Annotated in this window: 8 protein-coding genes (1 of these 8 cut by a window edge); 1 reads left to right on the forward strand and 7 read right to left on the reverse strand. The window is 70.4% G+C overall.

What is annotated here, in order from left to right:
- The 6 genes from AC1DCT_RS05605 to eno all read right to left on the reverse strand — a co-directional run.
- On the reverse strand, window positions 1-7,387 hold the 5' portion of the coding sequence (locus tag AC1DCT_RS05605; RefSeq protein WP_477427923.1) for an Ig-like domain-containing protein. It extends 22,733 nt beyond the left edge of the window; only the first 7,387 of its 30,120 coding nucleotides appear in the window; the start codon lies at window positions 7,385-7,387; its stop codon lies beyond the left edge, outside the window.
- A gap of 355 nt (window positions 7,388-7,742) precedes the next feature.
- Window positions 7,743-9,158 (reverse strand): NAD(P)/FAD-dependent oxidoreductase, encoded by a 1,416-nt coding sequence (locus tag AC1DCT_RS05610; protein WP_477229451.1) that lies wholly within the window; start codon window positions 9,156-9,158, stop codon window positions 7,743-7,745.
- A 13-nt stretch (window positions 9,159-9,171) separates the two neighbouring features.
- On the reverse strand, window positions 9,172-10,479 hold the full coding sequence (locus AC1DCT_RS05615) for a S8 family serine peptidase (RefSeq protein ID WP_440734617.1): 1,308 nt from the start codon (window positions 10,477-10,479) through the stop codon (window positions 9,172-9,174).
- Between the two features lie 10 nt (window positions 10,480-10,489).
- Window positions 10,490-11,011, reverse strand: a complete 522-nt coding sequence (locus tag AC1DCT_RS05620) for a DUF501 domain-containing protein (protein WP_440734618.1) — start codon at window positions 11,009-11,011, stop codon at window positions 10,490-10,492.
- A gap of 34 nt (window positions 11,012-11,045) precedes the next feature.
- Window positions 11,046-11,576, reverse strand: a complete 531-nt coding sequence (locus tag AC1DCT_RS05625; protein WP_440734619.1) for an FtsB family cell division protein — start codon at window positions 11,574-11,576, stop codon at window positions 11,046-11,048.
- A 99-nt stretch (window positions 11,577-11,675) separates the two neighbouring features.
- Complete coding sequence (eno, locus tag AC1DCT_RS05630) at window positions 11,676-12,956, reverse strand: phosphopyruvate hydratase (RefSeq protein ID WP_477383872.1); 1,281 nt, start codon at window positions 12,954-12,956, stop codon at window positions 11,676-11,678.
- A gap of 182 nt (window positions 12,957-13,138) precedes the next feature.
- On the opposite strand from eno, the gene AC1DCT_RS05635 reads away from it, so the two are divergent.
- Window positions 13,139-14,335 (forward strand): hypothetical protein, encoded by a 1,197-nt coding sequence (locus tag AC1DCT_RS05635; protein ID WP_477427925.1) that lies wholly within the window; start codon window positions 13,139-13,141, stop codon window positions 14,333-14,335.
- Between the two features lie 102 nt (window positions 14,336-14,437).
- Here the strand turns inward: AC1DCT_RS05635 and AC1DCT_RS05640 are convergent, their stop codons facing one another.
- Complete coding sequence (locus tag AC1DCT_RS05640) at window positions 14,438-15,553, reverse strand: substrate-binding domain-containing protein (RefSeq protein WP_440734622.1); 1,116 nt, start codon at window positions 15,551-15,553, stop codon at window positions 14,438-14,440.
- Window positions 15,554-15,600: the final 47 nt, after the last annotated feature.

Below are 15,600 nucleotides of genomic sequence, written 5' to 3' on the forward strand. Positions count from 1 at the left end.
CCGCCGTGTACAGGTTGAGGACGTTGATGCCCGCCGACGCGGCGAAGCTGGTGCCGGACTTGCCGCCGGCGGCGGCGAACGCCCAGATGATGAAGTCGTCGTGCTTGCCGGTGGGGGTGATCGCCTCGACGGTGACGCCGGCTCCGGTCACGGTGGCGCCCTGAAGCACGTGCGCCTTGTTGGCCAGGTTCAGGTAGTTGAAGCCGACCGCGGCGCCGATCTCGGTGCTGCCCGAGGTGAGGTCGAACGCGGTGCTGATGGCCTTCGCGGTGTTGCCGGTCAGATCGGACGCGCTGACCTTCACCGCGCCGCCCGTGGCGGTCACCGTGATGCCGCCGCCGATGCGCGCCTCGTTGGTCGCCTCGATCCAGTTCCAGGCGATCGACGCGGCGATGCCGGTGCCGCCGCCGCTCTGGCCGGTCTTGCCGCTCGAGCTGCTGTTCGCCGAGGTGGTCTGGTCGTTCGACTTCGGGGTGCTCTTTCCGGCGGTCGCGCCCGACGCGTTCGGGTTGTCCTTGATCTGCTGGTCGGACTTCTTGTCGGAGTCGTTGTCGCCGTCGCTGCTGCCGCGGGCGCTCGCCGTGGCGTTGGCCGCGTCGGCCAGCTCGGAGGTCGCCTCGATTGTGACCGAGGTGCCGCTGATCGAACGGTCGACCGCTGCGAGCGTGTTCCAGTCGAGGATGACGTTGAGGGCGACGATGGCGCCGACGGCGACGTCCTTGCTCGCGGCCTCGGCCTTGCCCGAGGTGTCGACCTCGTTCGTGTGCTCGGCGCTGACCGTGACGGTGCCCGCGACCGTCAGGGCGGTTCCGGTGCCGAGACGGGCGGTCACGGTCTCGTGGTTGCTCACGACGAGCGCGACGGCCGGGGTGATCGCAGGGTTGTCGCCGCTGGTCTTCGTGCCGGCCTCGACCTCAGTCGAGATCTGCCGCCACCCCTTCGCCTCGATCTCGACGTTGCGGCCGCCCGAGATGGTCGCGCCGTTCGCGACCTCGGAGCGCACCCGGTTCGCCGGGAGGTTCGTCACCGGATCCTGGCCGGCGAGGATGTTCATCGCGACCGAGGCGCCTACACCGACCGAGTCGCCGGCCTCGGCCTTGCTCGTCGCCTTGGCCGCGTCGCGCTCGGTGCTGCGGCTCTTCAGCGTGAGATCCTCGCTGCTGAGCGTTATCGACGCACCGGCGGGGATGACGGCCTCGGTGCGGCTCTTGACGATGTTGATCGCGACGGATCCGGCGACGCCGATCGTGGTCGAGTCGCCCGCGCCGGATTCGGCCTGCGCCTCGAACTCGTGCTCGTCGAGGCGGAAGATCTGGTCGGTGGTCGGCGAGCCCGGCAGGTCGATGCCGTGGTCGAACGTGCTGCCCAGCGAGCTCCACGCGTGCCCGCCGCTGGCGAACCTATACAGGCCCGCGGTGTGACCGAGCCCGTCGTCGGCGGTGAGCTGGTAGTAGTCCTTGTCCTTCGGCCCGTCGGTCGGCAGCTTCTCGCCCGATTGGTCGCCGGCGTACTGCCAGGCGGAGCCGTCCCAGCGGTAAAGGCTGCCCTGCGGGTGGCCGGCGTTCGGCGCGGTCAGGACGCAGAAGGCCGGGGTGGAGGCGTGCGCGCAATCGTCGAGCTTGCCCTGTTCGGGCACGGCCCCGGCGACCACCGCGCTGCCCCAGCTGCCGCCGGCGGAGTACTGGTACACGCCCTTGCCGTTCGAGCCGTCGTCGGCGGTGAGCCGGAAGTACTCCCCCGCGTACGGGCCGGGCAGGTCCTTGCCGCGGTCGATGATGTCCCACGAGGTGCCGTTCCAGTGCCGCAGCACGTCGTGGTTGTCCGGGTCGGCGATGTCCGTCATGCCGGCTTCGGCGTCGAGGCCGGTCGCGACGATCGTGGTGGCGCCGGTGGAGGCCCGGTTCGTGATGTCGACCGCATTGACGCCGACGCCCGCGCCGACGCCGACGGCCGCCTTCGCGGTGGTGTCGCCCTTGCCGTGCGCCGAGGAGTCGGTGTGCGCCGAGCTCTTCAGGGTGAGCACCCCGCCTGCCGTGATGCTCAGGCCATCGGCGACGGTCGCGGTGCTGACGGTGGTGACGATGTTGATCGCGAGTGCCGCGGCCACCGACAGGGACGGAGAACTCGATCCGCCGCTGTTGTCCTGGCCGTCGGCGGTGCCGGTCTTCGGGGTCGAGGTCTTGCCCGAATCCTTGCCCGCGGCGTTGTTGTCCTTCTGCGTCTTGTTCGCGTTGCCGAGGTTGTCATCGGCCTTGCTATTCGTGTCCTGGCCGTCGTCCGAGGCGCCGCTCGCGGAGGCCTCCGCCTCGCTCCTCGTCTGCGAGCTGCCGGTGGCCGTGAACCCGATGGCGTCGCCCGCCTGCAGGCTGCGGTCGGTGTGCGCGTCGACGGTGTGGTTGACGACGGCGAGGGCCAGCGAGAGGCCGATACCGGCGGTGGATCCGACAGTGGTGTCGCCCTTGGCGGTGGTGTCGACGGCACCGGTGAAGGTGGCGCCGACCGTGATGGTTCCGGTCACCTGGATGGTGGGCCCGGCCCCCAGGGCAGCCTGCGACGATTCGTTCGCGATCGATACCGCGACGGAGGGGGTGACGGTCACATTGCCGCCCTTGCCACCCGCGTCGGTCTCGTTCGTCAGCGCATCGGCGTTGGTCGAGTTCAGCGTGATGTTGCGCGCTCCGGTGACCGGGGGGCCGTTGGCCGCAGAACTGTTCAGGTCGAAGCCGGTGAAGACGTCGTTGTTGACCAGGTTGAGCGCGACGGATGCGCCGATCCCCACGGTCGCTCCGCCTTCCTGCTGGGCGGCCGCCTTGGTGGTGCTGCTGCCCGACGAGGTGCCGGTCATCACGACGTCGCCGACGCCGGTGATGTGCACCCCGCCGCCGCCCGCCGGCGAAGCGAACACGGCCGCGATCGTCTTCTCGTTGAGCAGGTTCATGGCGAAGGCGCCGGCAAGGCCCAGGGTGCCGTCGGAGCTGGAGGCACCCGCCGTGGCCTCGGCGTCGATCGTGTGGGTCGCGTTCGGGACGGTGTTCGTCAGTGCCGTGAGGATCAGGCCGTTCAGTGCGGTGACGGTGCTGCCGACGCCGATCGATGCCTGGTTCGTGATGTTCGCGAGGTTGACGGCCACGGCCGCGCCGATCGTGAGCGACGAACCGGTGCTCGCGGTGCCGGTCGCGATCGCCTTGGCGTGCGTGGTGTTCGTGGTCGCCAGGGTCACCTGGCCGCCCGTCGCGGTGACGGACTGGCCGTCTGCGAGCTGCGACGTCGACGTGGAGTCGACGATGTTGAAGGCGATCGCCGCCGCGACGCTGATCGACGTGCCGCCACTGCCGCCGGCGCCGTCGCCGGACTTCGCCGCCGGCGTCGTGGAGCGGCTACCCTTGCCGCCGTTGGCAGTCGAACGCCCGTTGGCGAAGCCGGCCTGGCTGTCGCCCTTGCCGTTCACCGTGGTCGTGTCGCCGCTGGGGTCGCTCGCGGATTGCTCGCCCTTCGCGCCCGCGACGCTCGCGGTGGCCTCGGTGTCGGTGTCGCTCGCGTCGTCGGCCCGGAAGCTCACGTCGCCGCCGCCGGCGACGGCGTTGCGGGCGAGTGAGGAGTCGGAGCGGTGCTTGGCCAGGGTCATCGCGAACGATGCGCCGATCGCGAGGTCACCGCCGTCGGTCGCGCCGGTGGCCGTGGTGACCGCCTTCGCGGTCTGGCTCGCGTGCGCGGCGATCGCGCCGGTCGTGTGCAGGGCCGCGCCGTCCGCGATCCCCGCCGAGGTGGAGACGTTGTCGACGTTGAGGGCGACCACGGCGGTGAAGGTGAGGCTGCCGCCACCCTTGGCACCGCTCTTCGCCGTCGTGCCGCTGTCGCTCGCGCCCGTCGCGTTCAGGGTCAGGCCGTGAGCCCCGGCGAGCGTCGCGCCGCTGACCACGCCGGCGTTGGTGCTGTCCTCGACGATGTCGATCGAGATCGAGGCTCCGACGCCGATGGACTTGCCGGTGCCGTCCTTCTTGGAGGTCGCGTCCGTACGGTCCCGCACGTTCGAGCCGGCGGTCAGGGTGAGATCCGCGTTGACGGTCGGGGCTCCACGCACCTCGGCAAGAGTCTTCAGGATCGCGACATTGACCGCGAGCGAGCCGGCGACGCCGACCGAGCCGCCGCCGGCGGCACCGGATTGAGCGGTCGCTGCGTACTGCGACTGTCCCGGGGCGACCGCTTCCACCGTGACGCCGGAGGCGTTGAGGGTGGCGCCGCCGCCGACGTACGCCTCGGTCGTGAACGTCGCGACGTTCACGGCGATGCCGATGCCGATGCCGCCGGATCCGTCCGCGCTGCCACCGGAGGCCGATGCCGCGTCCACATTCGTCGCCGCGGCATGCACGGTCTGCGTGCCGCCGGTCGTCGTGATCACGAGGGCGCCCGCGGTCGGGGCGATGAAGGCGTGGGTGCCGCCGGTGAGCGCCACGACGCCGAGGGCGCCCGCGATGCCGGTGTTGCTGCCGCTGGTGCCGCCCGCGGGGCCGTCGGCGGACTGCGCCTGGCCGTTCGCCCTGCTCGGGTCGTTGACGCCCTTGTCGTTGCCGGTCGAGCCCTTCGGACTGGTCTGCGCGGTCGCGGTCGCGGTGTTGTCGCTGTCCGCGGCGACGGTCAACCCGCCCGCGGTGATCGCCGTGCCGGAGGTCGAGTCGATCGAGGCGGTCGTGTTCTGGGAGACGATGATCACGGCGATGCCGGCGCCGCTGTTCGCCGGGGTGGCGTCGCCGGTCGCGACCACGTTCACGTGGTTGTTCGCGTGCAGGGCAGCTGCGCCGGTGGCGGACAGGGTCGCCGTGCCGGTCAGGGTGGTCAGCGCGTTGCTGAATACGGTCACCGTGGCCACGGCCGCATCCTGCTGGGCCGTGCTGCCGTCGCCGCCCGCGCTGCCCTCGCTCTTGCCACTGTCGACCTGCGGGTTCGCCGTGCCGTGCACATCGGAGGTCGTCGTGAACGTGGCGGTCGAGCCGCTGGTGAGCTGTGCGGATCCGCTCACCGAGACGGTCGCCCCGGCGTCGAGGAGGAGGTTGTCCGTGTACTTCTTGTTCGCCGTGAAGTCCGGCACGGTCGCGGTCGCCGACAGGGACAGCGCTCCGGTGGTGTGGATCGAGCCGCCCTGCACGGTCACCGCGGCATGATCGCTCACGATGATCCCGTAGAACGAATCGGGGGTGACCGTGGAGCTGGCCGTCGCGGTGAGGCTGTTCGCCGTGATCGCCGCGTTCGTGAAGCCGATCGACGTATCGGCGCAGTGCGTCGCGAGGGTTGCGTTGACCAGGCAGGAGAGGGCGTTGGAGAGTCCGCCGGTGACGGTCTGCGTCGCGGTCAACGACACGTCGCCTGCGGTGAGCGTCATGCCGCTGTCGAAGAGGATCTGCCGGAACACGACCGTCAGATTGGCCGCGGCCAGGTTCAGGGCGCCCTGCAGATGCAGGATGTCGTTGCCGGTGCCGGTGATGGTCAGCGAGCTCGTCGGGATGACGAAGTCGGTGACCTCGGCGGCCCCGGGGCAGTTCATGTTCATGCTGCCGGCCGTCGCCGACGGCGACAGCGTGCAAGTCGCATCCGCGCTGCCCAGGTCGAACGCCACGTCGGTCGAGGTGTTCATGCTCATCGGTGCGATGCGCGAGTAGATCACGGTGGTGCGGTCGAGGACCACGGTGCCGGAGTGCTGGTCGAGAGGCCGGGAAACCGTGCTGGCCGCCGTGCCCGCGAAGTTCAGGGTGTTGTAGCCGTCACCGCCGTCGAACCGGACGGTGAGCGCGGGATCGACCGCGCCGCGATCGACGACCAGAGTGTCGTCGTGCCCGCCCTGCACGTCGATCTCGGTGAGGCCGGCGTAGCTGGTCGAGGTGGTGCCTGCCGCGCTGGTGAAGCTGACCGTCCCGTCGGCGTGGAAAGCGAGCGTTCCGGTTCCGGTCGGCAGCTGCACGCTCCAGAGGACCGGCCCCGGGGTGTTGACGGCCGACGCGGCGGTCATCGGCGTGGTGCCGGCGGTCGTGGAGGTCGCCGGGACGGACGCGTTCGCATCGCTCGTGGTGGTGGCGACGGCGGGAGTCGCGGTACCGGCCGGCGCGGACGTCGGGTCCGTGGCCGGGGCGGGGGCAGGCGCGGGGTCGACGACAGGTGCCGGGTCGACGGCGGGGCCGGCGACGGGCGCGGGCGTGGGGTCCGCGGCCGGCGCGGGGGCCGGCGCGGGGGCCGGAAGCAGTGACGCGTCGACGCCGTAGCTCTCGCCGGCGGAGAGCGAGGGGGTCATCACAGTGCCGGGCGTGTGCCCGAGACCGAGCACGTGCCCGAGTTCGTGGCGGACCACCGTGAGCAGGTCCATGTGCGCGGAGGCGGGGTCGCCGGGGAACGTCACGTCCCAGCCCCATCCCGCGGCGTGCGCGTCGATGATGACGGATCCGGAGTCCTCGCTGCCGAGCCATCCCGGGTCGAGGTCGCCGACCGTCGCGCTGAATCCGGAGAAGTCCGCGTTCGGGTCGACGGCCTGCCATTCGGCCTGGGCCTGGGCCACCGCGGAGTCGAGCTGGTCCTGGGTGAGCGCCGCGGCGGCGTCCACCGGGGTGGCGGGCGCGGAGTCGGCCATGATCGGCGACGGCGAGGGATCCGGAGTCGGGCTCGTGCTGCCGGTTCCCGTCCCTGAGGTTCCGGAGGACGTATCGGTGGATCCGGTGCCGGTCGAACCCGTCCCCGTCGAACCCGTGCCCGTCGATCCGGTGCCGGTGGACCCGGTGTTCGTCGTTCCTGTTCCACTCGACCCGGTACCCGTGGAGCCGGTGGATCCCGTGCCCGTCGACCCGGTACCCGTGGACCCGGTGGATCCCGTGCCCGTCGACCCGGCTCCTGTGGAGCCGGTGGCAGGCGTGCCCGAGCTGCAGGTGACGGAATTGCCATCGGTGCTGCGCACGCAGTGCATCTGCGACCCCTGGTTCGACGGCGCGGGGTCCGTCGCCACCGGCGTCGCGGCGGGAGTCACGGTCACGACGGTGCCGGTGTCGCTCGTCGTCGCCTCGACGGTGCCCGTCGTCACCGTCCCTGCGTCCGAGACCGTGGCGATCTGGCTCGCGGCGTCCACCTGCGCCTGTTGCAGTGCGGCCTCGTATGCGGCCTTCTCGGCGAGGTAGGCGGCCAGCGCATCCGCGTAGGCGGAGAACTGCTGCTGTGCGATCAGACCCTCGAGCCGGGCACGGCTGTTCGCGCCGTCGGCAGCGAGGCCGATGGTCGCGGGAGCGGTCCGAGACGGGGCCGAGGCGGGTGCCGCCACCGGCGGAACGGCCGAGGCGCTCGCCGGGAACGACATGACGAGCGCGGTCGCGAACGCGGCGACCAGCGCCACGGCGCGTGTGCGCCAGCTGCGCACGATCGGAAGATCCGACGCGCGCCGCCCCCTGTCATCCGTCCTGGTCGACACCAAGACCTCCAGCTCCGTAGAACGCCACAGCTCCGTAGAACTGGTAGGCGCGCTCCCCCACGCGGATACCGAGACAAGTGGTACTCGCCCTGAAGCTCCCGCGTCAATACCCAAAATTCCGGAAGTCCGCAGTGTGCTCGATTCGCGCGTCCCTCGCGAGATCCGCCCTCATGCCGGCGAGGACATACACCCAGCTCCGACGGCGTTTCCTGCGGAGCCTTCGCGCCGCGATGCCGCTGCAGACGCGAAACGCCCCCGGTTCCTCTGTGACGAGGATCCGGGGGCGTTCTGAACGAGACGGGGCCTACTTGGCGGCGCCGACCGTCTCCTTGGCCTTCTCGACTGCGGCCGGAGCGGCCTCGGCGGCCGGTCGCGGACGGGCGGCGAACTCGTCGAAAACGGCGCGCGGCGTCTGCACGGCCTCGAGGCCGACGATGTCGCGGCCGAGCCACAGGTTGTTCCACCAGCCCCACAGCACGCGCCACTTGCGCTCCCACGAGGGCATCGCGAGGCCGTGGTAGCCGCGGTGCGCGATCCAGGCCAGGAAGCCCTTCAGGGCGAGGTTGCCCGACTGGAAGACGCCGTTGTAGAGGCCGAGGCCGGCGACCGCGCCGAGGTTCTTGTGGAAGTAGTCCTTCGGCGTCTCGCCGCGCAGCACCGCCACGAGGTTCTTCGCGAGCAGCTTGGCCTGGCGCACGGCGTGCTGCGCGTTCGGCACGCACATGCCGCCCACGCCGCCGCCGGACAGGTCGGGGACGGCCGAGACGTCACCGGCGGCCCAGGCCCCCTCGACGAAGGCGTCGGCGGTGCCCACGCGCAGGTCGGCGCGGGTCTGGATGCGGCCGCGCTCCTCGACCGGCAGGTCACCGCCGCGCACGACGGTGGGGTTGGCCATGACGCCCGCGGTCCACACGATCAGGTCGGACGGGATGACCTCGCCCGTGGAGAGCTCGACGTTGCCGTCGACCGCACCCTTGACCTGCGTGTCCAGGTGCACGTTCGCGCCGCGCTTGGCGAGGTCCTTCAGCACCCACTCGCTCGTCTTCAGCGAGACCTCGGGCATGATCCGGCCCATCGCCTCGATGAGGTGGAAGTGCGTGTCCTCGAACGACAGCTGCGGGTACTTCGCGATCAGCGACGATGCGAAGGAGCGCAGCTCGGCGAACGCCTCGATGCCGGCGAATCCGCCGCCGACGACGATGACCGTGAGCAGGCGGTCGCGCTCGGGTCCGGCGGGGATCGAGGCGGCCTTGTCGAAGTTCGACAGCAGCTTGTCGCGCACGGCGACGGCCTCTTCGATGGTCTTGAGCCCGATCGCGTTGTCGGCGATGCCGGGGATCGGGAACGTGCGCGAGACGGCACCGGCGGTCACGACGATCTGGTCGTACGCGAACTCGTACGGCTCACCCTGCGACGGCGTGATCGTGGCGACCTTGTTCGCGTGATCGATGCCGGTGACCTTGGCGGTCACCACATTCGTGCGCTTCAGGTGGCGGCGGTGGGCCACGACCGCGTGCCGCGCCTCGATCGACCCGGCAGCGACCTCCGGCAGGAAGGGCTGGTAGGTCATGTACGGCAGCGGGTCCACCATCGTGACCTCGGCCTCGCCCTTGCGGAGATGCTTCTCGAGCTTCCACGCGGTGTAGAAGCCGGCGTAACCACCGCCCACGATCAGGATCTTGGGCGCGGCAGCGCTCTTTGCCACGGTGCTCTCAGTCACGGAGGCTTACTCCTCAGTCATCGGGATTTTGGCGTGCAGATGCGCGCGCCGAACGGATGCGCCGGGCAGCAGCGGTGACGCCAAGCGCTATCAGGATACCAGGCACGGTGAGCGCCACGAGCGGGAGGGTACCGTACAGCAGCGAATCGGGGCTGGGGATCAGCGGCGAGGTGGCCTTGGTCGGGGTATCGGCCTCCGGCAGAGGCGGGATCGCGACCGGCGTCGAGGTCGGCGCGGCAGGCGCGGGAGCCTCGGCGCGGCGGTTGAGGCGGATCCAGTCGGCGAGGTCGCCGAGCGGGTTCTGATCGACCGACGGCAGCGACGCGGTCACCGCGGCGGCCGCGTCGATCAGCCCGTAGCCGTACAGCGGATCCGGATGCGCCGTCATCTGCGGCGCCGGACGGGCGGTCTGGATGATCTGGTTGATCACGTTGTTCGCGTCCATGTCCGGATGCGCCGCACGCACGAGCGCCACCACGCCCGCCACGATGGGGGCCGCGCCGCTCGTGCCGTTCCAGGTCTCGATCGATCCGTTCGCATCGACGCCGAGCAGCGACTCGCTGGGGGCCGAGACCGCGATCGAGATGCCCTGCGTGGAGGCGGCCTTGCTGGCGACGCCGTGCTGATCCACTCCCCCGACCGCGAGCACGCCGGGAATCGTCGCGGGGGCGCCGACCATGGCCGTGCCGCTGCCGCGGTTGCCCGCGGCCACCACCACGACGACATCGTGCTGGAAGGCGTAGAGGAACGCATCGTCCCAGCTGCGGTCCCATTCCAGCGTGTTCGTGGTGAACGAGAGGTTGATCACGTCGGCGCCGTGGTCGACGGCCCATTTCATCGCATCCGCCACCTGCTTCGTGAACGGCACCGGCGCCGTGGTTCCGAATCCGAGCGAGATGGAGAGCAGCTTCGCCTCGGGCGCGACGCCGATCATGCCGGTGCCGTCGGCTTTGGGCCTGCCCGCGGCCAAGGAGGCGACCCGGGATCCGTGATCGCTGTCCAGCGGCCCGAGCGGCGTCCGGCCGTCGTCGGATCCGATGCCGGACACATCGGTGCCGTCGGTGACAGCACCCTCGAACGGGGCCGGCCCCTTGGCGATGCCCGTGTCGATGACGGCGATGGTGACACCCGCACCGCGGGTGGTCTTCCACGCGGCGTCGATGTGCGCGCCCTCGAGCCAGTACTCCGCCGTGCGCTCGGGGTCGGTCGGACTGGGCGTCGGGGTCGCCCCGATCGCGAGCGGCGCCACGAGCGCGAGCGCGAGCACCGCCACGGCGGAGCGGATCCGCCGGGCGTTCAGGATGCGTGTGGTCGACGTCATCGGACTCGGTTCACCGCCCCAGGGCGGCTCCCGGCTCCAGGCACTCGCAGCGCTCGGGCGACCATCGCGCCCGCCGCAGGGCCTCGTCGCCGATCGGGTTGACGCCCTCCCCCGCGGCCAGGGCATGGCCGGCCAGGGCGTGCAGGCACTTCACGCGGGTCGGCATGCCGCCGGCGGAGACTCCGGCGATCTCGGGGACGTCGCCGTACTGCGCGCGGTCGGCGAGGTAGGCCTGGTGGGCCTGCAGATAGGCGGCTGCGGCGTCCTCCTCCTCGAGCAGCGCGGCGAGCTCGGGCATCACGTGCTCGGCCTCGAGGGTCGACATCGCGGCGGCCGCGGCCGGGTGCGAGAGGTAGTAGAACGTGGGGAACGGCGAACCATCGGCCAGTCGCGGAAGCGTCGCGACGACGGTGGGGTTGCCGCAGACGCAGCGCGCGGCGATCCCGACGACTCCCCTGGCGTCGCGGCCGAGCTGTGCGGAGACGACCGCGATCTCGGCGTCGGTGGGCGGGGCGAAGGGCGGCGTGGTCACCCCTCCAGGGTACGGGGTCCGCCTGCGGGACGCCTCAGCGCGCGGCCGAGCCCGCGGCGGTCTTGGCAAGGCCCGCCCCGGTCACGCTGCGCAGCAGCTGGCCCGCCCAGTCGGACGACTTCACCTGCGCGGTGTCGCTGACGGCGGCCTGCTCGACGGGCTGCGCGGCGGGATCGATGTCGTTGTCGATGAGGTAGACGACCTCGCCCGGCTTGACGTAGAACAGGCGCTCCCTGGCCTGCGCGGTGATGTACGCCGGGTCGTTCCAGCGCTCGCGCTCCGCGGTGAGATCGTCGATCTGCTTCTGCGTGACCTGCACCGAGTGCTCCAGGGCCGCGATCCGCTGCTTCTGGTCGAGATAGGTGCCGAGCGTGGGCACGAGCACCCACGCGCCGAGCACGACGAGCGACAGCATGATGACCATGAAGCCGCTGAGCCGGATGCCGCCGACCCAGCTCCGCACGTCGACGGCCCGGTCGGGAGCGGGCCGGTCGGCGCGTCCCGCCGCGCGGACTCCCGAGGCAGCGGGGGCGGACGACGAAGGAGGAGTCCGACGTGTCGTCATGACTCCTCCTCCGTATCGATCAGCCACCGGCCCGATGACCAGACAGGCCGTCAGCGGCCCCTGGCCGGTGACAAGACCAGCAATGTGCGGATGTGCCGCTCAGCCCTTGAAGCGCGGGAAGGCGGAACGCCCGGCGAAGACCGCCGCATCGCCCAGCTCCTCCTCGATGCGCAGAAGCTGATTGTACTTGGCGACGCGCTCCGACCGAGCGGGCGCGCCGCTCTTGATCTGGCCCGAGTTCACCGCGACGACGAGGTCGGCGATGGTGGTGTCCTCGGTCTCGCCGGAACGGTGCGAGAGCATCGTCGTGTAGCCGGAGCGGTGCGCCAGGCTGATCGCGTCGAGCGTCTCGGACAGCGTGCCGATCTGGTTCACCTTGACCAGCAGGGAGTTGGCGACACCCAGGTCGATGCCCTTCTGCAGGCGCTCCGGGTTGGTGACGAACAGGTCGTCGCCGACGAGCTGGATCGCCGAGCCGAGCTTCTCGGTGAGGCCCTTCCAGCCGTCCCAGTCGTCCTCGGCCAGCGCGTCCTCGATCGTGACGATCGGGAAGTCCTTGACCAGGCCCACGTAGTAGTCGGTGAGCGCGGAGGCGTCCCAGTCCTTGTCGTCGAGGCGGTACACGCCGTCGTTGTAGAACTCGGTGGCGGCGGCGTCGAGCCCCAGCGCGATGTCGGCGCCCGGCGTGAAGCCGGCCTTCTCGATCGCCTTGACCAGGAACTCCAGGCCCTCGCGGTTGCTGGGCAGGTCGGGGGCGAAGCCGCCCTCGTCGCCGAGGCCGGTGGCGAAGCCCGCGGCCTTCAGCTCGCCCTTGAGCACGTGGTAGACCTCAGTGCCCCAGCGCAGCGCCTCGGAGAAGCTGTCGGCGCCGATCGGGGCGAGGAAGAACTCCTGCATGTCGATGCCGTTGTCGGCGTGCGAGCCGCCGTTGATGACGTTGAAGAGGGGAACGGGCAGCAGGTGCGCGTTCGGGCCGCCCAGGTAGCGGAACAGCGGCAGATCTGCCGAGTCGGCCGCGGCCTTGGCGACCGCGAGGCTCACGCCGAGGATCGCGTTCGCACCCACACGGCTCTTGTTGTCGGTGCCGTCGACCTCGATGAGGATCTCGTCGATGATGCGCTGCTCGCTGGCCTCGACGCCCTCGATCGCGGGCCCGAGCTCGTCGATGACCGCCTCGACGGCCTTCAGCACGCCCTTGCCGCCGTAGCGGCTCTTGTCGCCGTCGCGCAGCTCGTACGCCTCGAAGGCACCGGTGGACGCACCGGACGGCACGGCGGCGCGCTGCACGATGCCGTCGTCGAGGAGCACCTCCACCTCGACGGTCGGGTTGCCACGGGAGTCGAGAATCTCGCGTGCGCCTACAGCCTCGATCAGTGCCACAGGGTGCTCCTTGTTCAAGAGGGAAGTGGGGTGGTGGAGCGACGTCGATCCGCCGCCCAGTCTAGTCGGAGCCGCGCGCGGACCACGGATGATGATGCACTCGCGCGGAGTCCCCTCACTCCTATCACGCTGCGGTGCGGGATCGGTATCACGCTGCGGTGCGGGATCGGTATTGTTCCGGTGTGGCGCTCGATCCCCTGCCTCACCTGCTCACCGCGGCGCCCCGCCGGATCCGCGACGGGAGCGGAGAGGTGCGCGTGTCCGCAGACATCGAGGGAGCGGATCCGCTGTGGTTCTCGGTCGCCGGGGAGCACGAGGCGATCCTCGGAGATCGAGCCGACCACGTCGCCGTCGCCCTTCTGCTTCCGGCGATGCGGTACGGGCGCGACCTCCACGTGGGCGGGACGGTCACCGACAGCCTGCTGCACCGGCTGAACCACGACCTTCAGCCGCTCGTCCGATCGGTGCATCCCGGCTACCGCAGAGTCGCCGTGACGGCGGATGATGTCCTCCCCGCCGGATCCGCCCCGGCCGGAGTCGTGACCGGCTTCTCCGGGGGCGTGGACAGCTTCGCGACGCTCATGGAGTACGCCCTCCGCCCCGGCGTGCCGTCCGGCATGCGGATCACGCACCTTCTGAACAACAACGTGGGGGCCCACGGCGACGGCGGTGGCGCACTGTGGGAGACGCGCTACCGGGCGCTGGCGCCCCTCGCCGCCGATCTCGGTCTTCCGTTCCTCCGCGTCGACAGCAACATCGCGGTGCACTACCCGCACATGGGGTTCATGGAGACGGCCACGTTCCGGAATGCGGCCGCGGTGCATCTGCTGAACGGGGGCGTCGGACGCTCGTACCACGCATCCGAAGGCGCCTACCGGAACGTGCGGATGCCGCCGCTGCACGGCGACATCGGCCTGGCGGGCGCCATGACGTTCCCGCTGCTGTCGACCCCCGCACTGACGCTCGAATCGACCGGTTCCGGCCTGTCCCGCATCGAGAGGACGCTCGCCCTCGCGGGAACGCCCCACGCGCGATACCTCGACGTGTGCATCGATCCCGACCCGGCGCGGACGACGAACTGCTCACGCTGCTGGAAATGCATGCGCACCATGCTGACCCTCGAGGTGGCGGGCCGTCTCGAGGAGTTCGTGCCGCACGTGTTCCGACGCGAACCGTATCTGGCGCAGCGGGCGCGCTACTACGTCGAGCTGCTGGCATCGGAGGAGCCGAACGACGTCGAGCTGGTCGAGTTCGCCGATGCGAAGGGCTGGCGATGGGGATCGGCGACGCGACCGCGCGCGGCATTGCGCCGCGCCGCACGCGCGACACGGACGGCGGCGAGCTCGCTGCGACGACGAGTCCGACCCGACGTGGCCTAGGCGCATCCGATCGCCGCCGTCTCGGGCCCCGTCCCCGGAACGAGGAAGGGCCGCGCGGTGCAACCGCGCGGCCCTCCTCAGCTCCCTGCCTGGTGCAGGAACTTACTTGTTGTACGACTTCACGACGTCGAGCAGGTTCGGGACGTTGGCGTACGCCTCGGCGGCGTTGTCCTTGGTCACGATGACCGGCGCGAGCAGGAACGACGGGACGACCTTGACGCCGTTGTTGTACGACTTCGTGTCGTTGACGTCGACCTTCTCGCCCTTCTGCAGCTCCTGCGACATCTTGATCGCCTGGGCGACGAGCAGCGACGTGTCCTTGTTGATCGTGGAGTACTGCACGCCCTCCATGATCGACTTCACGGACTCGACCTCGGAGTCCTGACCGGTGACCACCGGGACGGGCTTGCCGGCCTGCTGCACCGAGGTGATGATGGCGCGGGCGAGGGTGTCGTTCGGGCTCAGCACGCCGTCGATCGTGGCGGAGCTGTAGTTGGCGGTGAGCAGCGCGTCCATGCGGCGCTGCGCGTTCTCCGCCTTCCAGCCGTCGGTCGCGGTCTGGGTGATCTCGGTCTGACCCGAGACGACCTTGAGCGTGCCGTCCTTGATCTTCGGCTCGAGCACATCCATCGCGCCCTTGAAGAAGACCGCCGAGTTCGCGTCGTCGGCGGATCCGGAGAACAGCTCGATGTTGTACGGCGCCGGGTGACCCGCGCGCTTGGCGAGACCGTCGAGCAGGGCCTGACCCTGCAGCTGGCCGACCTTGAAGTTGTCGAACGCGACGTAGTAGTCCACCGCGTCGGTGTTCTCGATCAGGCGGTCGTAGGCGATCACGGTCGCGCCGGCATCGTGCGCCGCCTTGACCTGGGTGGACAACTGCTTGCCGTCCTTCGCCCCGATGATGATGACCTTCGCACCGCCGGTGACCATGGCCTGGATCTGGTTCTGCTGCTCGGCGACCGTGTTGCTGGCCGGCGCGTACTGCACGTCGGGCTTGAAGCCCGCCTTGGTCAGACCGTCGGTGAACAGCTTGCCCGCGAGCACCCAGTTCTCACTGGTCTTGTCCGGCAGGGCGACACCGATCTTGGCGTCGGCGGCGAAGCCCTTCGCTGCCGCACCGCTCGAAGCGGGGGTTCCGCCGCGTTCGGACGAGCAGCCGGTGAGGGCGAAGGCACCCGCGACGACGACCGCTGTCGCCGAAAGGAGGATCTTCTTCATTGGGATCTCTTTCTCTCTTGGTGTGTGCATCTCAGGTGAATGCAGGA

This window comes from Microbacterium sp. 10L49, from assembly GCF_056395125.1.